This window comes from Enterobacter sp. BNK-8, assembly GCF_048685095.1.
Taxonomy (GTDB): Bacteria; Pseudomonadota; Gammaproteobacteria; order Enterobacterales; family Enterobacteriaceae; genus Enterobacter; species Enterobacter quasiroggenkampii.
This window is the reverse complement of sequence record NZ_JBLQTN010000001.1, coordinates 2,030,382-2,051,936: the sequence shown is the minus strand read 5'-3', so window position 1 is coordinate 2,051,936 and position 21,555 is coordinate 2,030,382. Positions and strand designations below refer to the sequence as shown.

Here is a 21,555-nt window from a genome sequence, read left to right as displayed (position 1 = left end):
GTATCTCCTCAATGGATATGGGGGGCAATATGTTCGGCGATCAGTTCGATGGAGCGCAGCGTGTCGCGATGGGTGGGCTCGACCGAATGGACCTGGAATGAGATGTCAGTGGCGCGCCTGAGAACGGAATCGACCTGCAGCGAACGCAGCACCGTCTCAGGCGAACCGATATGGGCGTCGAACTGGCGACGAAAATCTGTGACAGTGTCACCTTTAACCACGTGTCCGGCAGCGCGATGCTGCTGGGCCTGTTTCGTGAGACCCGGCGTTGCAACTTTCAGCGCATAGTCATCGCTGTCGGCGACGAATGCCGTACGAGAAGCCAGAATGCGCGGTGCGGTACCGGCGGGCAGCGCCTCAAGGTAGGCATCCACAATTGGGTTCTGGATCGCGTCAAGCGTTAAATCCAACTGGTCTGCCGGGCGCGGCTGCGTGCGGGAGAGCATTAAACCGTGTCCGGCCCGCGCGGCGCGAACGGCACCGTCGACGGAAAAGGTGGCAATCCAGATCCGGTCAGCCAGCTGTGGCGCTGGCGGGTAAAGGTGGTTATCCGGATGGGTGAGCGAATCCCCGCGCCAGGCGCTCTGGATCACATGTAGATGATCGGCAAAGGCCGCGCCGCGCTGTTCAAACGTCAGTCCGAACGGCAGGAAAGAGGTCGGTGTGCCGCCCGAACCAAAACCGACTTCGAGACGGCCATCAGCGAGTAAATCCAGCACGGCGGCATCTTCCGCCACACGCAGCGGGTTTTCCATCGGCAGGGTAATGATGGCCGTACCCAGCCGAATGGTTTCGGTATGCGCCGCAACGTGGGCCAGAAACAGCAGCGGTGACGGCAGGCCGCCTTCATTCTCATGGAAGTGGTGCTGCGCAATCCAGGCGCTGTCAAAACCGTGGCGTTCGGCGTGGCGGATCTGTTCTGTAGCCAGTCGATAGCGCTCTTTTGGCGTGGCATCGTCAAGCAGGCGGGTGAAAAATCCCAGGCGTTTTCGCGTCATGCGAACTCCTCCGTAGCGGGTGAAAAATGGGGAATGGCGGCAATCAGTTCGCGGGTATAGTCGTTCTGTGGCGACGTGAATAAGGTTTCGACGTCACCGTGTTCGACCACCTGACCGCTGCGCAGCACCGTGACGCTGTGGGCGATCCGGCGAACGGTGGAGAGATCGTGCGTGATGAACAGATAGGTTAATCCCAGCTGTTGCTGCAGCTGCTGAAGCAGAGCCAGAATTTGCGCCTGTACGGTGACGTCCAGCGCGGAGGTGGCTTCGTCCAGCACCAGAATAGTCGGCTCCAGGATCAGCGCCCGGGCGATGGCCACGCGCTGGCGCTGCCCGCCTGAAAGCTCTCTGGCTGTACGGGTCAGGAGTTCGACGGGCAGGGCAACCCGCTGCGCCACGGTCTCCACCCGGGCCTTTCGCTCCGCCTTAGCGAGTCGAGAAAAGTTCTTCAGGGGCTCTTCGATGATGTCAAACAGCGTCTGACGCGGGTCGAGAGAGGCGAACGGGTTCTGGTAGACAAACTGGATCTTCTGGCGCAGCTGACGACGGGCCTCGCGGCTGAGCGCGGTGGCATCAATGTCATCAATAATGACCTGTCCGTTATCCGCCTGTTCAAAACCCAGCAAAATACGGGCGAGGGTGGTCTTCCCGGAGCCGGACTCACCGACCAGCGCATGGGTGCTGCCGCGTCTGACGTCAAACGTCACCCGATCCAACGCTTGAAGCTGATGACCTTTACCCAGCGAGAACCGTTTGCTGATGGCCCGGGCGCGAATGGCCGGTGACGAGAGCGGAAGACCTGATACCGGGGCGATGGTCAGGCGCTGGCCCTGGAGATCGCTCAGTAGCTGACGGGTATAGGCGTGCTGCGGCGTGCGGACAATGTCGGCGGTGTCGCCGTGCTCCTGAACCTCACCGTTGCGAAACACCAGCAGCCTGTCCGCGCGCTGGGCAGCCAGGGCCAGATCGTGGGTCACAAACAGAACCGCAGTACCCGATTCCCGACGCAGGATATCCAGCAGATCGAGAATGCGTTTTTGCACCGTCACGTCCAGCGCGCTGGTGGGCTCATCGGCAATGATCACGTCCGGGCGCAGGGCAATGGCGATGGCAATCAGCACGCGCTGTTTCATCCCGCCAGAGAGCTGATGCGGATACTGCGTCATGCGCTGTTCGGGGTGGCTCAGGCCGACCTTTCTCAGCAGGGCGAGCACCTGCTCGTCACGCTGGAGAGCCGTTACCTTTTGGTGCAACTGAATAATTTCCCCGACCTGCACGCCGATCGTCTTGACCGGGTTGAGGGAATTACCCGGATCCTGCGGAACCAGGCTGATTCGCGCCCCGCGAAGGGTATCGAGACGCTTCGCTGACCACCGGCTAATCTCCTCGCCGTTGAGCACGATTTTTCCCGCATCGCGCCGGGCGTTATCCGCCAGCAGGCCAATGATTGCCTGTGCCGTGGTCGTTTTGCCGGATCCGGATTCGCCGACAAAGGCCAGCATTTCCCCTCGCCTGAGGGTAAAGCTGACGTTATGTACCACCTCGCGCCACTGGCGCGCGGTACGGTAGCTGATGGTCAGGTTTTCTACCGAGAGTACGGTCATTTCAGGCCTCCGCTGAACTGCTGGCTGATACGGTTGGTGGCAAGCACCACGGCGATGACGACCACGCCGGGGAAGGTGGTTAGCCACCATGCGGTAGAGAGATAGTTACGGCCTTCGGCGATCAATAAACCCCATTCCGGTACGGGCGGCGGGGTGCCGTAGCCGAGAAAGCTCAGCGTGGAGAGGGCCAGAATGGCCTGACCAAACTGCAGCGTAGCAAAGGCGAGGACGGCGGTTAAGGCATTGGGCAGTATGTGTCGCCACAGCACCGCCAGGAACGTCCCGCCGCTGCCGAACGCTGCCTCGACATAATCCGTATGGCGGATGCGCACCACTTCACCGCGCGCGAGGCGGGCGAAGCTGGCAATGGAGGCCACGCCGACGGCAATCGCGGCGTTAACGGTGCCAAACCCGAGCAGAATAATGACCGTCAGCGAGAGCAGCAGAGACGGAATGGACAACAGCACGTCGACAAAACGCATCAGGAAAGACTCGACGCGTCCGGCGAACGCCCCGGCGATGACCCCCAGGCCGGTGCCTGCCACCAGCCCCATCGTGACGGCAGCGAGCGCCGCGCTCAGGGAGTGGGACGCACCATACACAATACGGGTGTAAACATCGCGGCCAAGCTGATCGGTGCCGAGCCAGTGGCCCGCCTGCGGCGCCAGACGTTGCGCTCCGGCGATGCCCTCAATCGGGCTGTAGTGGGTTAACAGGCCGGGCGCCACGGCGGCAAAAAGCGCAATAATAATGACCGCCCATGCCAGCCACAGTCCGGGCTGCCACGCGACGCCCTGCCAGCCCGGAACGCGTTTTCGCGCAGCGGCAGCGTAATCAACCAGGCTCATGATGCACCTCCGGTAACGGTTTGCAGACGGGGATCCAGCAGCGGCATCAGCAGATCCACCAGCAGATTGATCAGGACAAAACCGAGGGCGGATATCATGACCACCGCCTGAAGCACGGCGATGTCCTGGTTGTTCACCGCCTGCTGGGTCAGCTGCCCGAGCCCGCTGCGGCCAAAAACGGTTTCGGTGATCAGCGCCCCGGCAATCAGCTCGCCCAGCAGCAGCCCGGCAATGTTCAGGACCGGCAGCAGGGCGTTGCCGGTGACGTGACGCCACAGCACAGCGGTTTCACTCAGCCCTTTAGCCCTGGCCACGGCGACAAACGGCTGCGTCGCCACCTGGTCGAGGCTGCGCATCAGGATTTGTGCCAGCGGGGCGGAGATCGGGATCGCGACGGTCACGATCGGCAGGATCAGCCCCTGCAGCGGCGTCGGGTTAATCACCGGGATCAGCCGCAGCTGGAAAGAAAAGAGCTGGATGAGGGCAATCCCCAGCCAGAACGTCGGTAAGGAGATAAACAGGACCGGCAGAGACTGGAGGGTATTACTTAGCCAGCGCAGACCCGGCAGGCGCGACGCAAAGGCCAGCGCAAACGCCAGCAGGACCGCGAGTAAAAAAGCGGGCAGGGCGAGGCTCAGGGTATCCGGCAGATTGCTGGCAATCAGCTCGCTGACCGGCACCCCGGCCTGTAACGAGTAGCCGAAATCCCCGCGCAGCATCGCCAGCAGCGTGTGGCCGTATTGCTGCCAAAGCGGGCTGTCCGCGCCGTAGGCCACGCGCATCTCCTCGATTTGCGCCGGGCTTAAGCCCAGGTCCGGGTTCTGAAATTTAATCAGCACCGCGTCGCCCGGCAGCACCTGGAGCAACACGAACGAGAGGGTAAAGGCGGTCCACAAGACCAGCAGCCCGTGCCCAAAACGTTGAAGAAGTGCGTGGCGCATCGTCAGCTCCTCAGTGTTTCTCTATCCACGCGCCGTAGAACGACGGGCGGCCGACTGCTTCAAAATTGACGCCTTTCAGCCACGGCGCACCGGCAAAGACCTGCGGCTCTTCGAAAATCGGAATGACGTAGGCGTTATCCAGCAGGTAACGCTGGGCATCGCCGGTCAGCTGCAGGCGTTTTTGTGGATCAACCTCTGAGGAGATATTCACCAGCAGCGCATTCAGCTTGTCGTCACGGAAGCTTTTGACCTTGTCGCTGGAGCCGCCTTTTTGCAGCAGGGCGTCGCGGTTAGCGGGGTAGAACATGCTTTTCACCACGTCCGGATCGGCGCGGCCCACTTCGGAGACGGTTAACGGGGTTTTCAGCGGATCAAGGTTATCCAGCGTGCGGCTGCCTGCGTCGCCGGCTTTCACGTTCAGCGCCACGCCCACCTGACGCCACTGCTGGGCAACCAGCTGCAGCACCTCTTTATTTTGTGGCTGCGGCAGGGATTCATACACCGTCAGCGCCAGCCGCTGTCCATCCTTGGTGCGGATCCCGTCGCTGCCTGCTTTCCAGCCTGCCTCGTCCAGCAGCTGGTTGGCTTTTGCCGGGTCAAAGGACAATTTGTCGCTGAGATCGACAAAGCCAGCGGCGGAATCGGCAATTACCGACTTCGCCTGCGGATAGTTAGCCGAGAAGAGGGTCTCAACCACCTGTTTTGCATTGGTGGCATGCAGCAGCGCCTGGCGCACGCGAATATCGGAGACCAGCGGGTTATCCGGACGGAAGCTAATGCTGTCGTTCACCCCGCGGGTCGGGGCGGCGTAGATTTTATAGCCCTGATCGGTCGCCTGCTTTTCGTCATACGCCTGCACCTGGCGAATAAAGTCGGCCTGACCAGCCAGCAGGGCGCCGACGCGCACGCTGTCTTCCTGAGTCACGATAAACTTGATGCCATCAAGATTGGCTGGCCCCTGTTGCGCCAGATTTTTGGGCCCCCACTGGTAGTCCTTACGTGCTTCCAGCGTCACTTCGCGACCCAGCTTCTCGTCCTTCACCACAAACGGGCCTGAGCCAATGATATGCCGGGCGTCACCCAGCTCTTCAAAATTGCGCTCGAGCGTGCTGAGCGAGACCAGGCCCGACCCGATGGTGGCGGTGCCCTGCAGGAATCCCGGTGACGGTTTTTTGAAGTAGAACTTCACGGTCAGCGGGTCGACCACTTCGCTGCGATCGTAGTTATTGATCACTTCTGACACCGGCAGGCGCTGCGCCTTGTTGCCCAAACCGTAGGTATCAAAGTTTTTCGCCACGGCGTTAGCATCCAGCGGCGTGCCGTCGGAGAAGGTGATCCCCGGGCGAATTTTGAAGGTGTATTCGGTTTTATCGGCGTTGGTGGTCCAGCTTTCGGCCACCCACGGTTCGACCTGCAGCGTCTTTGGGTTCTGCCACGTCAGTTTGTCGGTAATCTGGTTCAGAATGCCCCCGTTCGGGTAGAAGCCGCCGGCAGGCGGATAGAGGTTGGTGTGCGCCTGTTGCTCCAGATAAATCAGCGTGCCGCCTTTAACAGGCGCATCCGCGGACCAGGCGGCGGTGGTCGTCAGAATCAGCGCCGTCAACAGCGGCAGACGAAATGGGGTTTGCATGGTGAATTCCTTTGTTATCTTCTTGTTAGCGTCGGATTCATCATCGGGCGCAGGGGAAAACAAGGGAACAAAGGAATTAAGATAAGGATTGCCGGAAAATGGCTATAAAAAAACCGCCCCTGTCAGGAGCGGTAATTGAACGGTGGGTGATTATGAACGCAGGTCAATCACCATACGGCCACGGATCTGGCCCTGTTCCATCTCTTTGAAGATGGCGTTGATGTCCTCGATCGGGCGCATCGTGACTTTCGGCACGACTTTACCTTCAGCGGCGAACTGGAACGCTTCCTGCAGATCCTGACGGGTACCGACCAGCGAACCCACCACCTGAATGCCGTCCAGCACCAGGCGAGGAATGTCGAGGCTCATCGCTTCCGGCGGCAGACCAACGGCGACCACGCGGCCACCGGCACGCACGGCATCCACCGCCGAGTTGAAGGCGGCTTTTGCGACGGCAGTGACGACTGCGGCATGCGCGCCGCCGGTTTTTTCCTGCACAATTTTAGCGGCATCTTCGCTGCGGGAGTTGATGGTGAGATCCGCACCCATGCTGGCCGCCAGCTTCAGCTGTTCGTCGTTAACGTCAAGGGCGATGACTTTGGCGTTAAAGACGTTTTTGGCGTACTGCAGCGCGAGGTTACCCAACCCGCCGAGACCGTAAATCGCAATCCACTGGCCCGGTTTAATACCCGATACCTTCACTGCTTTGTAGGTGGTGACACCCGCGCAGGTAATGCTGCTGGCCGCCGCCGAATCCAGACCGTCCGGCACTTTTACCGCGTAATCCGCGGTGACGATGCACTCTTCCGCCATGCCGCCGTCAACGGAGTAACCGGCGTTTTTCACGTCACGGCACAGGGTTTCGTTGCCGGAATTACAGTATTCGCAGTGCCCGCAGCCTTCAAAGAACCAGGCCACGCTTGCGCGGTCGCCGACTTTCAGCGACTTCACGCCAGGGCCGACTTCTTTAACGATACCAATCCCTTCATGGCCCAGGATGACCCCGGTTTTATCGCCGAAATCACCGTTCTTCACGTGGAGGTCGGTATGGCATACGCCACAGCACTCCATCTTCAGCAGGGCTTCCCCATGCTTTAGCGGGCGTAAGGTTTTTTCGGTAACGTTGACCTGGTGATCCTGAGTGACAACAGCAGCCTTCATGTGTATCTCCTTGTTCATGATAAGAATCTGCATAGCAGGTGTAGTACCTCTTAAGGATTAATACATTAGCCTGGTAATGCAAGGCTGCAGCAACATAATGTCATCATTTGATTCGATTTCAGATTAAGAATACGGCGTTCCTCTAATAATTAAGGGGGAAAATTCTGGCCCGGCGAGGCGCTCGCCGGGCGCAGACTTACAGCTGGGCTTCTATCTCCTCTATCTCTTTACGCCATTGCGCCTGCAGCTGCGGCTTTTGATGCTTCGGCTTACGCGCCAGATCGTTTTCCAGCAGCGTTTCCAGCGCGACCAGGCGTTCAAGCAGATCGTCATACGGCGAGGGGCGATCCGTCGGCGCCGCGATGTCAGGCGCAGTGGATGTGACCAGCCCCGCGCGATCACGCAGCCGCTCAAACACCGCTTCTGCATCGTGCCACTCGCTCAGTTTTCCCTCTTCAATCAGCCAGAAACGGTTGCAGCTTTGGCTAATTAACTGACGGTCATGGCTGACCAGCAGGACGCCGCCTTCGAACTGCTGAAGGGTGTGCGCCAGCGCCTCTTTGCCTTCCATGTCCAGGTGGTTGGTAGGCTCATCCAGCATCAGCAGGCTATAGCGGGCAAGCGTCAGGCCAACGAACAGCAGGCGCGAGCGTTCGCCTCCGCTGAGCGTGCTGACCGTTTGTCCGTGACGCGCCCACGGGAAACCGGCGCTTATCAGGGCCATTTTGCGGTTCTGCGGATCCGGAGCGAAAGGCTCCAGCGCGTCGAGCAGCGTGGCGTTGTCGGGCAGCTGATTCAGCGTCTGGTCGTAATAGCCCGGCGACACGCGCGGGTGCAGCTTCAACCCGTCGTGGGTCAGTTCATCGGTAAACTGTCGCCAGATAAGCTTCATCAGCGACGATTTACCGCAGCCGTTACGACCGACAATCGCCACGCGATCGCCGCTTTTTAACCGCGCAACGTCGACGCTGAACAACGCAGGCAGGCCCGGAGCAGGGGGCACGTCAAGGTTTTCCATCTCCAGTAAACGGTCGGCCCGCAGCGCGTCGCCGCGAAGGGTTAGCGTCCACGGGCTACCTGCCGTGAGTTCCGTCTGGCTCTCCCTGAGCCGTTCGACCTGCTTTTCCATCTGTTTGGCTTTTCGGGCCAGGTCTTCGTTGTCGTAAACCTTGCCCCAGGTCGCCAGCCGCTTCGCGCTGGCGGTCACGCGGTCGATCTCCTTTTGCTCCGCCTTGTGGCGCTGCGCATCGCTCTCATCTTTTGCTTCAAGCGCCTTGCGTGCTGCCGTACAGGGAAGGGCAAAGTAGTGCAGCGTTTTATCGCGCAGGATCCAGCTGCCGTTGGTGACGGCATCCAGTAGCTGTCTGTCATGCGAGACCAGCACAAAGCTGCCCGACCAGTTCTGTAGGAAGTGTTCCAGCCAGAGCATGGTCGGCAGGTCCAGGTGGTTGCTGGGTTCATCCAGCAGGAGCAGGTCCGGCTCGTGAATCAGTGCCCGGGCCAGCAGCAGGCGGGTGTGCTGTCCGCCGCTCAGCGTGGCGGATTGCAGCATCGTATCCTGCGGCGTGAAGCCCATGCTTGCCAGCAGCGTTTCGGCTTTCCAGCGCAGGCTTTCCCGTTCAGTTGAGGGCAACTGGGCCAGGACGGCATCCAGCATGGTCAGCGGAAAAATAGCGCCCGGGAGATGTTGCTCCACGCGTGCCATCAGGCAGTGCCCGGCCAGCGAGACCGTTCCGGCGGCGGGGGAGTCAGTGCCGTCCAGCACCTTCAGCAGCGTACTTTTACCGCAGCCGTTGTCGCCCAGCAGGCCAATGCGATCGCCTTTTTTCAGCGTAAAGGAGAGTGAGTCGAAGAGCGTGCTAAACGCCGTATCAACGCGTAAAGATTGTGCAGTGAGTAAAGTGCTCATTGTTGCTTACCCAAGAGTTACAGGCATGTTTATGCCTCGTCAAACATCGCTGACGATAACTCAGTAAGCCCGAGAGAAGGGATTTCAGGGGTTGGTGTCTTCGCTCAAGCAGAAGTTATCGCAGCACGATACCGATAACGCTTGAGCTGGTGCGATCACCAAATGTATGTGAAACATTGAAAATTTCACGATACAGCATAATTGGCCTCCTTATATATTCAGTGGGTTAATGGATGAAAGGAGTGTAGCGGGGGAAAAGGGGTTTGGCTAGTGGGTATTCGATGGTGCGGTTTGTTGCCCTCACCCTGACCCTCTCCCACAGGGAGAGGGAAAACAGCCAGCCCGTAGGCCCGGTAAGCGAAGCGCCACCGGGCGGAGCGGATTAAATCGACGTACGGCGATAGCTGCGGTATTCAGGCTTCCAGAAGTTGTCGTCGATGGCCTGCTGCAGCGCGTCGGCAGAGGTTTTCACCGCCACGCCCTGCTGCTGCGCCATTTTACCCACCGCAAACGCGATAGCGCGCGACACCTTGTGAATATCCTTCAGCTCAGGCAGAACCAGACCTTCGCCGTCGTTGACCAGCGGCGAGTGGCCCGCCAGGGTTTCGCTCGCCGACATCAGCATTTCGTCGGTGATTCGGGACGCGCCGGAGGCAATCACCCCCAGACCAATGCCCGGGAAGATATAGGAGTTGTTGCACTGGGCAATCGGATAGGTTTTATCCTTCCACACCACCGGATCGAACGGGCTGCCGGTCGCAACCAGCGCGTTACCTTCGGTCCAGGCGATGATGTCCTGCGGCGTCGCCTCCACGCGGGAAGTCGGGTTAGACAGCGGCATCACGATAGGGCGCTCGCAGTGCTTGTGCATCTCGCGAATAATCTCTTCAGTGAAGAGACCGGTTTGCCCGGAAACGCCGATCAGAATATCCGGCTTCACGTTGCGCACGACGTCCAGCAGGGAAAGGACTTCGTTGTCGGTATCCCAGTTTTTCAGGTTTTCGCGTTTCTGCACCAGCTTCGTCTGGAATGGCAGAAGGTTCGGCATGCCGTCGGTCAGCAGGCCGAAACGGTCCACCATAAAGACGCGGGAGCGGGCCAGCTCTTCGCTTAAGCCTTCGCGCTGCGTCTGGGCGATAATCTGCTCGGCAATACCGCAGCCTGCGGAGCCTGCGCCAAGGAAGACGATTTTCTGGTAGCTCAGCTGGCTTCCCGCTGCACGGCTGGCGGCGATAAGCGTACCCACCGTGACGGCTGCGGTGCCCTGGATATCGTCGTTAAAGGAGCAGATCTCATCGCGATAGCGGTTCAGCAGCGGCATCGCGTTTTTCTGCGCAAAGTCTTCAAACTGCAGCAGCACGTCCGGCCAGCGGTGCTTCACGGCCTGGATGAAGTCGTCGACAAACTGATAGTACTCGTCGTCGGTAATACGCGGATGACGCCAGCCCATATAGAGCGGGTCGTTGAGCAGCTGCTGGTTGTTGGTGCCGACGTCCAGCACTACCGGCAGGGTATACGCCGGGCTGATGCCGCCGCAGGCGGTGTAGAGTGAGAGCTTACCGATTGGGATCCCCATCCCGCCAATGCCCTGGTCGCCGAGGCCGAGAATACGTTCGCCGTCAGTCACCACAATCACTTTGATATTGTGGTTAGGCACGTTCTGCAGAATATCGTCCATGTTGTGACGGTTCTGATAAGAGATGAATACCCCGCGGGAGCGACGGTAGATCTCTGAGAAACGCTCGCAGGCGGCACCCACCGTCGGGGTGTAGATCACCGGCATCATCTCTTCAAGATGGTTTTGTACCAGGCGATAGAAGAGGGTTTCGTTGGTGTCCTGAATGTTGCGCAGGTAGATGTGTTTGTCGATTTCAGTTTTGAAACCCTGGTACTGGATCCACGCGCGCTCTGCCTGTTCTTCAATGGTTTCAACCACTTCAGGCAGTAAACCCAGCAGGTTAAAGCTGCTGCGCTCTTCCATGCTGAAGGCGCTGCCTTTGTTGAGCAGGGGGAATTCGAGTAAAACCGGTCCGGCATATGGGATGTATAAGGAACGATGTTTTTTCAGTTTGTTGTCCATGTCACTCACTCTTTTTATGAAGATCCGTCCCTGACACTGCTGTTTGTCATCTTTCTGGCCTGTGCGATGGGGTGCGGTCCGGCGGTATTATAAAGGAGCTAAATATTAATTACCGCAACACATAAACAAAAACACCATCGGGATTGCCGATGGTGTTCTGGATCTCAGTCTGGAACTTACTTGCCCGCGTGGCGTTTTCTGCCGGTGGCGTGAGTGACTTGCGTTTCGTGGTCGCCTTCAATCACCACTTTGCGCTGATTAGAAAGCTTGTAATTCAGTCCCAGAATATGGCGTGCCTGACGGTTCGATTTCATATTAACTCCTCAATCCTGTTGATAGTTTTAAGGACCAGTTTGCTTACGCAAACGAAATGTAACCCCTTAGGTTGCAGATCCAGCTTAGCAGGTTTTTACAAGGGTGCGTTTTGCCCGCTGACGACGTAGTTAATGGTCTGCTGGTAGATGTCACTGAGGATGTCATTATCTGTGGATTCCACCCACTTGGTCAGTTCCATCAAAATGTCATCTTCAGTCACAGCACCGTGCTCGGCGTGAAGACCCTGTGCAATCGCGTTAACGAGTTCAGGTTGTGCTGCTGCGGTATTTGCCGGGTAATAAGTAAACATGCTGCCTCCGTGTCGTTGTCTGTTTAATGGTACGGCTCGCAAAAAAATTAATTCATAAACAGAATGGCAAATATTTTCCCGGTTGTGGCTCAGATTCATCTTAGAAATAAAAATGACATAAGTGTATGCTTTTGTGTGGTTTTGAAATGTGGGGGTAAATCGACGTGGCGTTGAGAGAATATTATGACGGTGCTCCTGCTATCACGAAAATATAGCAGGAGCAGAGTTTACATTACCACTTCATTTCGCCGGTATTCACCTTAGCGCTTAATTCCAGCGAGCTCTCTTCAGCCAGGTTCGGATACTGTTTTTTCAGGGTGCTGATGACGCCTGCAGAATCTTTATGAACGGATAAGGCCTTTTCAAAGCGCTGGAGATAGTCACGGGTAAAATCAATCGCCCCCGTCCCGGCTGGTGGGGTGCCCAGATAGTGACCCGGGATGACGCGCTCGGGTTTGTGCGCCGCCATATTCACCAGCGTTTCCTGCCACTGCTTACGGCTTTCCGCTGTCTGGGTGTCTGCCGTCCAGACGTGAATTCCCCAGGCTACCCCGGTGCCGCCGAGGATGGTTTTCGCTGACGGGATCCACACATAGGCCGCGTAGCTGTCAGGCTGTTCGATATCGATCTTTTCTCCGTCCACCATAAACGTGGTGGAGGCGAGCACCTGCGGGACGACCAGCTCGGTTGGCGCGCCGTCTTTCATCTGCGGACCCCAGAAGGCGAGCTTGGCGTCTTTGGTAGCCTTGATGTGGTCAACCACATGCTGCGTGGCCACCACTTTGGCGTTCGGGAAGGCTTTGACCAGCGGCTGCAGGCCAAAATAGAAATCCGGATCGCCGGAGGTGATCACAATCTTGTTCAGGGTTTTACCGCTTTGACGAATTTTCTCTACCAGCGCTTCGCCATCCTTCACGCTAAACTGCGCGTCAAACAGCACCGCTTCTTTCGGGCCGGAAACCAGCGTGGAGGAGACCGCGAAAATGCCTTTCTCCTGAGGGTTATAGGTATCAATGCTCAACGGTGCGGCAAAAACAGCCGGAGTGAAAAGCGTGGAAAGCAGGGCTATGTGGGTGAATTTCATGCTGTTGTCTCTGTTGTTCAGGAATGTCTCTATTGTACGGATATTCGCATTTGCCAGAATTCCTGAAACAGGACATGCTTAGTTTCATAAATCGAGCAGATGGAGTTGATATGGATCGCGTTATTGCCGCCCAGGTTTACAACCGGATATGCGAGCTGGGAAGTTTGAGCGCGGCGGCCCGCGCGCTGGGTATTTCCCGACCGATGGTGAGCCGCTACCTTGAACAGATGGAAAAGTGGGCGGGGACGCGTCTGGTAAACCGCTCCACGCGCAAGCTGACGCTGACTGCGGCAGGGGAAAAGGTGCTGCAAAAAACGCGGACGCTCTCGCAGATCTCTCAGGAAATTGAAGGCCAGTCTGAAAAAGATCTGCCGTCCGGCACCCTGCGGGTGGCCTGCGCGCACTTTACCGCGATGCACCTGATTGCGCCGGTGCTGCCCGGTCTGCTCTCGCGCTACCCGCAGCTGCGCATTGAGCTGGACGTGAACAACCACCCGGTCAGCCTGGTGGGAGAGCGCATTGATGTCGCCGTACGTATTACCGATAACCCTGAACCCGGCATGATTGCCCGCCGGCTGGGGGAGTGCCGCTCGGTGCTTTGCGCCTCGCCGGAGTATCTGGCACAGCACGGTATTCCCGTCTTTCCCGAAGAACTAGCCCGGCATAACTGCCTGCACTACAGCTTTTTTGCCGGGCAGTCCTGGCACTTCCTGACGCCGGAAGGTGAAAGCCTGAGCGTGGCCGTCAGCGGCAACCTGAGCGCCAGCATCTCTTCGCTGTTGATGGACGCGGCTATTAAGCACTGTGGTATTGCCATGCTGCCGGAGCGCGAGGCGCGTGCCGCGCTGGATCAGGGATTCCTGGTACCGATACTGGAGGCGCTGGAGCCGAAACCGCTTGCCATCCATGGCATTTATCAGTCACGGGAATACCAGCCTGCCGCGCTGCGCGTGTTCCTCGACGCGCTGGCGCACCATTTACTCAGTGACTAAGACTCGTCTGTCTTGCCCGCAAAATCCGGACAGCCTTCTATACTTAACCCTTTGTAAGCCAAAAGGAGAGCAAGAATGACTATTCATAAGCACGGTTCGGCACACTGGTCTGGCGACATTAAGCGCGGTAAAGGGACGGTTTCCACCGAGAGCGGCGTTCTCAATCAGCAGCCTTATGGTTTCAATACCCGCTTTGAGGGTGAAAAGGGGACCAACCCGGAAGAACTGATCGGCGCGGCACATGCGGCCTGTTTTTCGATGGCGCTGTCGCTGATGCTCGGGGAAGCGGGCTATACCGCTGACGCTATTGATACCACCGCGGACGTCTCTCTGGATAAAACCGACGGCGGCTTTGCGATTACGAAGGTTGCCCTGAAAAGCAAGGTGACCGTCCCGGGCATCGCCCCACAGCAGTTCGACGGTATCATTCAGAAAGCGAAAGCGGGATGCCCGGTTTCGCAGCTTCTGAAAGCCGAGATTACCCTGGACTACACGCTAAATTAACTCCCTGCCGGGTTTGCGCCCGGCTATCCCTTCAGTGCGGCGGGAAACACCTCCGCCAGCCACGCAATAAACACCTTAAGACGGTGCGTCAGATGCCGGTTCTGAGGGTAAACCACATGAAACGGATAGGCGGCAGGGCGCCAGTCGCTCAGGATCGCCGTCAGCGTACCCGCCTGTAAATACGCATTTGCCGAATACTCAAACGTCTGAACGATCCCCAATCCCGCTGCGGCAGCCGCCAGATGGGCATTACTTTCGTTTACGCCGAGAAAATGCGGAATATTGATTTCCAGCGTCTCGCCGTTCTCTCTGAAGCGAAACGGAAATGCCCGCCCGGTGACGGGCGAGAGGTAGCTAATGAGCTTGTGGCCGTTGCACAGCTCCTGCGGATAGGCCGGAACGCCATGGTGTTTCAGGTAACCCGGCGTCGCGCAGGTGACCATTTCGGCGTTGCCAATATGGCGGGCGATGAGGGTCGAGTCGTTCAGCGGGCCGCCGCGGATGACGCAGTCTACGTTACCGCTGATAAGATCCACCGGACGATCGGCTACCCCAAGGTCGATGCGGATTTCCGGATAACGCTGCATAAAATCCGGCAGCAGGGGAATAAGCACGTCCCGAGCGGTGGAGCCGCCCACGTCAACCCGCAAATGCCCTTTGGGCGTCGCGCGGGAAACGCGAAACGCGGTGTCGATATCTTCGATATCTATCAAGACCCTGAGCGCTTTTTCATAGTAATCCGCCCCTTCCGGCGTCGCGACCACCCGGCGAGTCGTCCGGTGCAGGAGACGTATCTCAAGATGCGACTCAAGCGCTTTCACCAGCTTGCTCAGGGTGGCAATGGGCATGTTCAGCGAGTCCGCCGCGCGGGTAAAGCTGCCGGTTTCCACCACCCGGGTAAAAGCGCGCATCGCCATTAGCTGGTCCATTCGGCTCCCCTGATTATTTCTGTGTGTGAATAGTCATTTTCATTTTTGCCGGTTTTTCACTAATCCGGCAAGGGCTAAAGTTTGTCCAACGCAAACCCAACAAAAGGTAAATGACATGAACACGACTCTCTCAGGAAAAATCGCACTGGTCACCGGCGGCAGCACCGGCATCGGTCTTGCCACGGCGCAGGAGCTTGCTGCACAGGGCGCGAAGGTGTACGTCACCGGACGACGTCAGGCCGAGCTGGACGCGGCGGTGGCTGAAATCGCTTCAACGGCAGTGGGCATTCGCGCTGACGTGTCAAAACTGGCGGACCTGGACGAGGTCTATGCCCGGATAGCCAAAGAAGAAGGCCGCCTCGATATTCTGTTCGCCAATGCGGGTGGCGGCGATATGCTGCCGCTGGGCGCGATAACCGAAGAGCAATTTGACCGGATTTTCGGCACCAACGTCCGCGGGGTGCTGTTTACGGTACAGAAGGCGCTGCCGCTGCTGTCCGCCGGATCCTCGATTATTCTGACCGGCTCGACGGTGTCCATTAAAGGGACGGCAAACTTTAGCGTCTACAGCGCCAGCAAGGCCGCCGTGCGCAACTTTGCCCGCTCCTGGGCGCTGGATTTGCAGGGCCGTGGGATCCGCGTCAACGTGGTAAGCCCGGGGCCGATCAAAACCCCTGGCCTCGGCGATCTGGTGCCGGAAGAACATCGTCAGGGGCTGTACGACGCGCTGGCCGCACAGGTGCCGCTCGGCCGTTTAGGCGCGCCGGGTGAGGTGGGTAAAGCGGTGGCGTTTCTGGCCTCCGACGCGGCCAGCTTTATTAACGCCACCGAGCTGTTCGTGGACGGTGGGATGGCGCAAATTTAACCCAGACTGCGCCAGCAGCGGACATCACGGCCCTCGCGAGAGGGCTGTAACGGCTGAGGACGTTCGCACCCCTGCGCGGCCATCGGGCATCGGTCACGGAAAAAACAGCCTTCGGGCAGATGACGGTTGCCGGGAAGCTCCGTTTTGCGTAAGGCCAGCGTCTCATCCAGCGGTTCACCGGTGCGGGGAACCGAATCGAGCAGCAGACGAGTGTAAGGATGGCGCGGCTCCCCTAGCACCTGAGCGGCGCTGCCCAGCTCCACAATCTGCCCAAGGTACATCACCGCCACGCGGTCGCTCATGTGCCTGACCACCGAGACGTTATGTGAGATCAACACGTAGGTAAGATTTCGCTGCTGTTGCAGGGTCACCAGCAGGTTGAGGATCTGCGCCTGCACGGAGATATCCAGTGCGCTGGTGGGTTCATCGAGCACGATGATATCCGGATCGGACGAGAGCGCCCGGGCGATGGCAATGCGCTGGCGCTGCCCGCCGGAGAAGGCGTGCGGAAGCCGGTCGAGATACTCCGGGCGAATGCCCACCTGTAGCGCCAGGTTTTCAGCCAGCTGACGGCGTTCGCGCTCGCTGCTGCGCTTTTGTACCCACACCGGCTCGGTGATAATGCGCCAGACCGGCAGGCGCGGGTCGAGCGAAGAGAGCGGATCCTGAAACACCATCTGCATGCCGCCCGCATGGTGCGCCCGCTGGCAGGTGCCGATGCTGGGTTTAAGCATGCCCATCAGCAGTTGGGCCAGCGTGCTTTTCCCGCAGCCGGACTCCCCGACAATGCCAAGCGTCTCTCCCCGACGGATTTTAAGGTCGAGCCCGTTGAGCGCGTGGACCTGTTCCGTCACGCGGCCCAGCCAGTTTTTACGTGCCGCAAAATTCACGTGCACGCTATCCAGTTCCAGCAGTACATCAGACATGGGCTTTCTCCCGTTGTGGATACCAGCAGGCAGCCTGTTGGCCTTCTGCGCCATGGGGCTGTAAGCGCGGTGTTTCGCTGCATTTCGTCCCGGCGGCAAAGCAGCGCTCGCGGAACGCGCATCCCTGCGGAAGCTGGCTGAGGTTGGGGACCGTGCCGGGGATGGCGGGAAGCGGGGCGCGCGGCTGGCCGTTTTCCGGCGCGCACTGCAGCAGGCCAATGGAATAGGGATGTACAGGCTGGTGGATCAGCGTTTGCGTGGCACCGCTCTCGATCACGCTGCCCGCATACATCACGTACATTCTGTCGCAGAGCTGGGACACCACAGCCATATCGTGGCTGATAAACAGCACCGAAGTGCCGCTGGCCCGCGCCTTGTGCTTCAGCAGGCGCAGCACCTGCAGCTGGACGGTGACGTCCAGCGCGGTGGTCGGTTCGTCGGCGATAATCAGCTCCGGCTCGCAGGAGAAGGCAAGGGCGATCATCACCCGCTGGCGCATCCCGCCGGACAGCTCAAACGGATAGCGCGCCATGACCGCTTTCGCATCCGGGATTTGCATCTCTTCCAGCAGGGTAATCGCCTTCTGCTGCGCCTCATGCCGGGAAAGCGGCTGATGCTGGCGGATCACCTCGACCATCTGTTTGCCAATTCGCCGCGTCGGGTTGAGGGCGGTCATGGGCTCCTGAAAAATCATCGCGACCTTTGCGCCGCGCCACTGGCGAAGCTGTTTCTCGGACGCCGTCAGGACATTTTCGCCGAGTAATTTCACCTGACCATGATGAATACGGTAGCTGCCTTCCGGCAGCAGCCGCATGGCGAGCATGGCGGTCACCGATTTACCCGAACCGGATTCGCCCACCACGCCGACAATTTCACCCCTGCCGATCTCCAGCGAGACGTGGTTCAGCGCGTGGACCTCGCAGCGGAAAATCGGGAAGCTCAGATGCAGGTCTTCAATCTTGAGTACCGGATCGGTCATCACTGTTTACCTCCCGATTTCGGATCCAGCAGATCGCGGATACCGTCGCCAAACAGGTTAAAGCCCACGGCGGTTATCAAAATCGCCGCACCGGGAAACGCGCAGTACCACCACTGGTCCAGAACGTAGTTACGGCCGACGGCCACCATCGCGCCCCATTCGGCGGTCGGCTGCTGCGCCCCCAGGCCAATAAACCCCAGCGTGGCGGCCATCAGGATGGCGCTGCCGATGTCCAGCGACGCCTGCACGATCAGCGGCGGCAGGGCGTTGCGCAGGATGTGCCAGCGGATCAAATGCCAGCGGGAGGCGCCAAAGGTGCGGGCGGCCTGCACGTAGGTAAACTGGCGTACCACCAGGGTTTGGCCGCGTGCCAGGCGGACGTAAAACGGAATGCGGACAATCGCAATCGCCAGCATGGCGTTAAACAGGCTCGGCCCGAGCGCGGCGGCCAGCGCCATGGTCAGCACCAGGGAAGGTATCGAGAGCATAATGTCCATCACCCGCATGATGACGGCGTCGCCGCGCCCGCCCAGCACGCCGGACAGACAGCCCAGCAGCGAACCGATGCCGCCCGCGATCACCACCACCGCCAGTCCGGCGGTAATGGACTGCTGGCTGCCCGCCAGCACGCGGCTGAACAGATCGCGGCCCACCTCGTCGGTACCAAACCAGTGCTGCGCAGACGGCGCCTTCAGGCGCGCGGTCAGATCCAGCGCGTTCGGGTCGTGCGGCACGATCCACGGTGCGGCCACCATAATGAAAAGCATCACAAGCATAATGACGCCACCAACGATCGTGAGCGGGCTTTGACGCAGCATCCAGAACAGCTTTGCCCAGTTGATGCGTTGTCTGACGGGTTTAACCGGGACGGGCGTTTCCTGCGTTAACATCATTCGGCACCTCCGCGCCCAATTCGCGGGTCAATCCACAGGTAAAGCAGATCGACCACCAGATTAACCAGCACGTAGGCCAGCGAAACAACGACGGCAAAGCCCATCACGGCAGGGAAATCGAGCGCCTGAATGGATGTCACCACCCAGGCCCCCATGCCCGGCCAGGCAAAGACGGTTTCGGTCAGCACGGCGCCGTACAGCAGATCGCCCAGCGCCAGCCCGAGCACGGTAATCGATGGGATCATCGCATTCGGCAGGGCGTAGCGCAGGACGATATACCAGCCGGGCAGGCCGCTGGCGCGGGCGGTGCGAATGTAATCTTCGCTAAGCTGCTCCAGCATCGCGGACCTGACCTGACGCGCCACGATGCCCAGGTGAACAAACGCCAGCGTCAGCGAGGGCAAAATCAGGTGCTGCAGCGCATTGAAAAAGACCTCTCCGTTACCTTCCAGCAGGGCATCCAGCAGATAAAAGCCGGTGACGTGGGCAGGTGGGTCGAGCCAGTCGTCCAGCCTGCCGCCGCCCGGCAGGATCTGCAGGTGCCCATAGAACAGCACAATGACGCCCAGCCCAAGCCAGAAGGCCGGGGTTGAGATCCCGGTCATCGCCATTAAACGCACCAGGTGATCCAGCCAGCGGTTGCGGTACACCGCTGACAAAATTCCCAGCGGCACGCCGATGACCAGCGCCAGCAGCAAGGAACAAAAGGCCAGCTCCAGCGTGGCGGGGAAAAAAGCCTTCAGGTCTTCCGCAACAGGACGTCCGGTCCGGATGGAGGTGCCTAAATCACCGTGGGCCAGGGCGTCCACGTAGCGGCCAAACTGAACGTACAGCGGCTGATCCAGCCCCAGCTGCTGGCGGATGTTCTGCACGATGTCGTCGCTGGCGCGGTCCCCGGCCAGGAGACGGGCCGGATCGCCGGGGATCAGGTGCGAAATAATAAAAGTGATAATACAGACACCGGCCACCACCAGGAGTAACCCCCAGCAGCGCTGGCGCACGATGCTCCAGAACGTCATACCCTTTCCCCCGGCGAGAACCGTTATTTACTCATAGTGGCGATGTTGAACACCTGCTCGAGCATCGGATTAAAGGTGAAGCCTTTGACCTCTTTGTTCATCGCCAGTTGGTAGTTCTTCTGGAACAGATAAACGTAGGCCGCCTCGTCGATGACTACCTTTTGCGCCTGCTGGTAATCTTTGGTGCGTTCCGCCTGGTCGGTGGTTTTCAGCGCGGCCTGCAGCAGGGAATCGACCTCTTTGTTCTCATAGAACGAGCGGTTGCCCGGCAGCCCTTTCTTGTCCGATTCGAACCAGTAGTTCATGAACATGTACGGGTCGGCAAAATCCGGACTCCAGTTGCCGATGGCAATGTCGTAATCGCCTTTGCCGACGCGGTCACGCATGGTGGCGTTGGCCAGTTTTTCCAGCTTGACGTTAATGCCGATCTTGCCAAGGCTGGCCTGCGTTGAGAGCGCGATAGGCTCCCAGTTCGGATCGTTGTCAGAGTAGAGGAAGGTCAGGCTGGCGGGCTTGTCTTTAACCTTCTCCAGGGCCGCTTTGGCTTTGGCCTCGTCGAGGCTGTACTGCATTGCCGTGTCATCAAATCCCCACATGCCTTCCGGGATCGGGCCGCGCATCTGCTTGCCGTTGCCGCTCAGAATGCCTTTCACCATCCCCTGATAGTCCGTCGCCCAGGAGACCGCGCGGCGTAAATCGACCTGATTGAGCGGCGCTTTGCTGTTGTTGAGGTAGAGATAGGTCACGCGCAGAGACGGGTATTCGGCGACGGCGACTTTCCCTTCCTGCTTCAGGGCCGACAGCTGATCGACCGGCAGGGAGTCGGCAATGTCCAGGTCACCGCGGGAAAGCTGCAGACGGCGCGACGCGCTCTCACCGATAATTTTCACCGAGACGCGCTTGAAATGCGGCTTGTCGCCCGACCAGTGCGGGTTTGGCACCAGCACCAGCTGCTGGCCTTTCTGCCAGCTCTTCAGCATAAACGGCCCGGAGCCAGCGGTGTTTTGCGCCAGATAGCCGCGCGCGTCGTCCGCGGCATTGGCCTTCAGCACCGCAGGGTTAATGATGGAGGCGCCGTCGTTCGCCAGGGTGTAGAGGAAAGGCGCGAACGGCTGGCTGAGGGTGAATTTCACCGTATGGTCATCAACGGCATCAATTTTCAGATCTTTTGGAAAGGCTTCAGACGGCCCCTGGCTGAGCTTCAGCAGGCGTTCGAAGGAGAGTTTGACCGCCTCGGCGGTGACCGGCGTGCCGTCGGAGAATTTGGCGTTATCCGCCAGGGTGAAGGTCCACTCTTTCTGGTCGTCGGAGGCTTTCCAGCCCGTCGACAGATCGCCTTCCACCTCGGTAGAGCCTGGCTTGTACTTGACCAGACGCTGGTAGGACGGATAGGTGACGGTCCAGTCGTTGTTATCAATAGTGATGGCCGGATCGAGCGTTTGCGGGTCGGCGGCTTTCCCGATGACAAGCATGTCTTTCGGGACGGCAGCCAGCGCCAGCGGTGCACTCAGGGCCAGCGTGGCGGCAATGACGGTCGAGAGAAGCGATGTTTTCATGGCAGTGCTCCA

Annotated in this window: 20 protein-coding genes; 3 read left to right on the top strand and 17 right to left on the bottom strand. The window is 59.2% G+C overall.

Annotation, left to right across the window (positions count from 1 at the left end):
- Positions 1-8 precede the first annotated feature (8 nt).
- From ACMGGU_RS09865 to ACMGGU_RS09815, 11 genes are all read right to left on the bottom strand, one after another.
- Positions 9-998: a putative FMN-dependent luciferase-like monooxygenase gene (locus ACMGGU_RS09865; protein ID WP_223539026.1), complete on the bottom strand. Its 990-nt coding sequence runs from the start codon at positions 996-998 to the stop codon at positions 9-11.
- Positions 995-2,602, bottom strand: a complete 1,608-nt coding sequence (locus ACMGGU_RS09860; protein ID WP_048223342.1) for a dipeptide ABC transporter ATP-binding protein — start codon at positions 2,600-2,602, stop codon at positions 995-997. Before ACMGGU_RS09860 ends, ACMGGU_RS09865 begins: the two co-directional genes overlap by 4 nt.
- Positions 2,599-3,450 carry an ABC transporter permease gene (locus ACMGGU_RS09855; RefSeq protein ID WP_025910991.1) on the bottom strand — a complete coding sequence of 284 codons (852 nt, stop codon included), beginning with the start codon at positions 3,448-3,450 and terminating at the stop codon, positions 2,599-2,601. The genes ACMGGU_RS09860 and ACMGGU_RS09855 overlap by 4 nt, the downstream gene beginning before the upstream one ends.
- Positions 3,447-4,391: an ABC transporter permease gene (locus ACMGGU_RS09850; protein ID WP_223539024.1), complete on the bottom strand. Its 945-nt coding sequence runs from the start codon at positions 4,389-4,391 to the stop codon at positions 3,447-3,449. Before ACMGGU_RS09850 ends, ACMGGU_RS09855 begins: the two co-directional genes overlap by 4 nt.
- Before the next feature lie 10 nt (positions 4,392-4,401).
- Positions 4,402-6,021, bottom strand: coding sequence for a TIGR04028 family ABC transporter substrate-binding protein (locus ACMGGU_RS09845; RefSeq protein ID WP_223539023.1), 1,620 nt, complete (start codon positions 6,019-6,021; stop codon positions 4,402-4,404).
- 150 nt (positions 6,022-6,171) lie between these two features.
- Positions 6,172-7,182 (bottom strand): alcohol dehydrogenase AdhP, encoded by a 1,011-nt coding sequence (adhP, locus tag ACMGGU_RS09840; RefSeq protein WP_008501719.1) that lies wholly within the window; start codon positions 7,180-7,182, stop codon positions 6,172-6,174.
- A gap of 196 nt (positions 7,183-7,378) precedes the next feature.
- Positions 7,379-9,091 (bottom strand): ABC-F family ATP-binding cassette domain-containing protein, encoded by a 1,713-nt coding sequence (locus ACMGGU_RS09835; RefSeq protein ID WP_395299319.1) that lies wholly within the window; start codon positions 9,089-9,091, stop codon positions 7,379-7,381.
- A gap of 382 nt (positions 9,092-9,473) precedes the next feature.
- Positions 9,474-11,171: an NAD-dependent malic enzyme gene (locus ACMGGU_RS09830; RefSeq protein ID WP_008501715.1), complete on the bottom strand. Its 1,698-nt coding sequence runs from the start codon at positions 11,169-11,171 to the stop codon at positions 9,474-9,476.
- 176 nt (positions 11,172-11,347) lie between these two features.
- A complete protein-coding gene (gene sra, locus ACMGGU_RS09825; RefSeq protein ID WP_008501714.1) occupies positions 11,348-11,485 on the bottom strand; it encodes a stationary-phase-induced ribosome-associated protein in 138 nt (45 codons plus the stop codon).
- A 95-nt stretch (positions 11,486-11,580) separates the two neighbouring features.
- The gene (gene bdm, locus ACMGGU_RS09820; RefSeq protein ID WP_013096534.1) at positions 11,581-11,796 is read right to left on the bottom strand and encodes a biofilm-dependent modulation protein; all 216 of its coding nucleotides are present in this window, start codon (positions 11,794-11,796) and stop codon (positions 11,581-11,583) included.
- 232 nt (positions 11,797-12,028) lie between these two features.
- Complete coding sequence (locus tag ACMGGU_RS09815) at positions 12,029-12,880, bottom strand: Vmh family MBL fold metallo-hydrolase (RefSeq protein WP_048223329.1); 852 nt, start codon at positions 12,878-12,880, stop codon at positions 12,029-12,031.
- A gap of 110 nt (positions 12,881-12,990) precedes the next feature.
- On the opposite strand from ACMGGU_RS09815, the gene ACMGGU_RS09810 reads away from it, so the two are divergent.
- Positions 12,991-13,872, top strand: coding sequence for a LysR family transcriptional regulator (locus ACMGGU_RS09810; protein ID WP_223539021.1), 882 nt, complete (start codon positions 12,991-12,993; stop codon positions 13,870-13,872).
- Between the two features lie 75 nt (positions 13,873-13,947).
- Positions 13,948-14,376, top strand: coding sequence for an OsmC family protein (locus tag ACMGGU_RS09805; protein ID WP_008501708.1), 429 nt, complete (start codon positions 13,948-13,950; stop codon positions 14,374-14,376).
- A gap of 23 nt (positions 14,377-14,399) precedes the next feature.
- Here the strand turns inward: ACMGGU_RS09805 and ACMGGU_RS09800 are convergent, their stop codons facing one another.
- Positions 14,400-15,305, bottom strand: coding sequence for a LysR family transcriptional regulator (locus tag ACMGGU_RS09800; protein WP_045908779.1), 906 nt, complete (start codon positions 15,303-15,305; stop codon positions 14,400-14,402).
- A gap of 115 nt (positions 15,306-15,420) precedes the next feature.
- Here ACMGGU_RS09800 and ACMGGU_RS09795 point away from each other — a divergent pair, with 115 nt between their 5' ends.
- A complete protein-coding gene (locus ACMGGU_RS09795) occupies positions 15,421-16,170 on the top strand; it encodes an SDR family NAD(P)-dependent oxidoreductase (RefSeq protein WP_223539020.1) in 750 nt (249 codons plus the stop codon).
- Here the strand turns inward: ACMGGU_RS09795 and ACMGGU_RS09790 are convergent.
- From ACMGGU_RS09790 to ACMGGU_RS09770, 5 genes are read right to left on the bottom strand one after another with little or no spacing between them, the layout of a single operon-like run.
- A complete protein-coding gene (locus ACMGGU_RS09790; protein WP_395299318.1) occupies positions 16,167-17,096 on the bottom strand; it encodes an oligopeptide/dipeptide ABC transporter ATP-binding protein in 930 nt (309 codons plus the stop codon). The genes ACMGGU_RS09795 and ACMGGU_RS09790 overlap by 4 nt on opposite strands.
- Positions 17,089-18,075 (bottom strand): ABC transporter ATP-binding protein, encoded by a 987-nt coding sequence (locus tag ACMGGU_RS09785; protein ID WP_420300491.1) that lies wholly within the window; start codon positions 18,073-18,075, stop codon positions 17,089-17,091. Before ACMGGU_RS09785 ends, ACMGGU_RS09790 begins: the two co-directional genes overlap by 8 nt.
- Positions 18,075-18,968 (bottom strand): D,D-dipeptide ABC transporter permease, encoded by an 894-nt coding sequence (gene ddpC, locus ACMGGU_RS09780; protein ID WP_395299316.1) that lies wholly within the window; start codon positions 18,966-18,968, stop codon positions 18,075-18,077. The genes ACMGGU_RS09785 and ddpC overlap by 1 nt, the downstream gene beginning before the upstream one ends.
- Entirely contained in the window at positions 18,965-19,987 is a 1,023-nt protein-coding gene (locus tag ACMGGU_RS09775) for an ABC transporter permease (protein WP_023327529.1), read from the bottom strand. The genes ddpC and ACMGGU_RS09775 overlap by 4 nt, the downstream gene beginning before the upstream one ends.
- Positions 19,988-20,010: 23 nt before the next feature.
- Positions 20,011-21,543: an ABC transporter substrate-binding protein gene (locus ACMGGU_RS09770; protein WP_223539018.1), complete on the bottom strand. Its 1,533-nt coding sequence runs from the start codon at positions 21,541-21,543 to the stop codon at positions 20,011-20,013.
- Positions 21,544-21,555 lie beyond the last annotated feature (12 nt).

Coding starts and splice junctions, on each gene's coding strand:
- ACMGGU_RS09860 (WP_048223342.1), bottom strand. CDS start 2,602: ATGACCGTACTCTCGGTAGAAAACCTGACCATCAGCTACCGTACCGCG.
- adhP (WP_008501719.1), bottom strand. CDS start 7,182: ATGAAGGCTGCTGTTGTCACTCAGGATCACCAGGTCAACGTTACCGAA.
- ACMGGU_RS09855 (WP_025910991.1), bottom strand. CDS start 3,450: ATGAGCCTGGTTGATTACGCTGCCGCTGCGCGAAAACGCGTTCCGGGC.
- ACMGGU_RS09810 (WP_223539021.1), top strand. CDS start 12,991: ATGGATCGCGTTATTGCCGCCCAGGTTTACAACCGGATATGCGAGCTG.
- ddpC (WP_395299316.1), bottom strand. CDS start 18,968: ATGATGTTAACGCAGGAAACGCCCGTCCCGGTTAAACCCGTCAGACAA.
- ACMGGU_RS09800 (WP_045908779.1), bottom strand. CDS start 15,305: ATGGACCAGCTAATGGCGATGCGCGCTTTTACCCGGGTGGTGGAAACC.
- ACMGGU_RS09805 (WP_008501708.1), top strand. CDS start 13,948: ATGACTATTCATAAGCACGGTTCGGCACACTGGTCTGGCGACATTAAG.
- ACMGGU_RS09815 (WP_048223329.1), bottom strand. CDS start 12,880: ATGAAATTCACCCACATAGCCCTGCTTTCCACGCTTTTCACTCCGGCT.
- ACMGGU_RS09830 (WP_008501715.1), bottom strand. CDS start 11,171: ATGGACAACAAACTGAAAAAACATCGTTCCTTATACATCCCATATGCC.
- sra (WP_008501714.1), bottom strand. CDS start 11,485: ATGAAATCGAACCGTCAGGCACGCCATATTCTGGGACTGAATTACAAG.
- ACMGGU_RS09835 (WP_395299319.1), bottom strand. CDS start 9,091: ATGAGCACTTTACTCACTGCACAATCTTTACGCGTTGATACGGCGTTT.
- ACMGGU_RS09850 (WP_223539024.1), bottom strand. CDS start 4,391: ATGCGCCACGCACTTCTTCAACGTTTTGGGCACGGGCTGCTGGTCTTG.
- bdm (WP_013096534.1), bottom strand. CDS start 11,796: ATGTTTACTTATTACCCGGCAAATACCGCAGCAGCACAACCTGAACTC.
- ACMGGU_RS09795 (WP_223539020.1), top strand. CDS start 15,421: ATGAACACGACTCTCTCAGGAAAAATCGCACTGGTCACCGGCGGCAGC.
- ACMGGU_RS09865 (WP_223539026.1), bottom strand. CDS start 998: ATGACGCGAAAACGCCTGGGATTTTTCACCCGCCTGCTTGACGATGCC.
- ACMGGU_RS09770 (WP_223539018.1), bottom strand. CDS start 21,543: ATGAAAACATCGCTTCTCTCGACCGTCATTGCCGCCACGCTGGCCCTG.
- ACMGGU_RS09775 (WP_023327529.1), bottom strand. CDS start 19,987: ATGACGTTCTGGAGCATCGTGCGCCAGCGCTGCTGGGGGTTACTCCTG.
- ACMGGU_RS09785 (WP_420300491.1), bottom strand. CDS start 18,075: ATGACCGATCCGGTACTCAAGATTGAAGACCTGCATCTGAGCTTCCCG.
- ACMGGU_RS09845 (WP_223539023.1), bottom strand. CDS start 6,021: ATGCAAACCCCATTTCGTCTGCCGCTGTTGACGGCGCTGATTCTGACG.
- ACMGGU_RS09790 (WP_395299318.1), bottom strand. CDS start 17,096: ATGTCTGATGTACTGCTGGAACTGGATAGCGTGCACGTGAATTTTGCG.